The following is a 477-nucleotide window of genomic DNA, read 5'->3' on the forward strand; positions in this document are numbered from 1 at the left end:
TTGGACAAAGAAAGTGACCCGCCGCTCCATGGCGGAAGCTTTAGGCGTTTGATCTTGCTTGTAGCGTTTGATCTTGCTTGAAGCTTCTAAGGAACCTGAACGCTCCTGATAGACGAAACAACCAGACCTGCGCACTCCCTCCTACCGTCATTCCCGCGAATGCGGGAATCCAGTGCCTTTCGTGCGAGAACGTTTGAAGTCGCTGGATTCCCGCGTTCGCGGGAATGACGAGCAAAAGAAGCCTCAAGCAAGAGCAAGAGCAAGATCAAACGCCTAAAGCTTCCGCCATGGAGCGGCGGGTCACTTTCTTTGTCCAAAGCCACAAAGAAAGTAACCAAAGAAAGGGCTTTAGCTGTTTCGAGTCAAAAGCCACGAGTGCGGTGCTTGCGCAGGCAGGTGCCACATTGGGCATCCTGCCCAAGGTGGCACCCGGCGCACGTCCATGTGCGCCGCCCTTCGGGTGTCCCTGGTCTCGCG

General features: G+C 55.6%; 1 protein-coding gene. It reads right to left on the reverse strand.

The window, feature by feature from the left end:
• Nucleotides 1-265: 265 nt before the first annotated feature.
• The coding region (locus tag J7J50_RS24105; RefSeq protein ID WP_215097597.1) for a hypothetical protein at nt 266-477 on the reverse strand (212 nt) is incomplete at its 5' end.

The organism is Lysobacter sp. ISL-50, from assembly GCF_018612875.1.
In the GTDB taxonomy this organism is placed as follows: domain Bacteria; phylum Pseudomonadota; class Gammaproteobacteria; order Xanthomonadales; family Xanthomonadaceae; genus Lysobacter.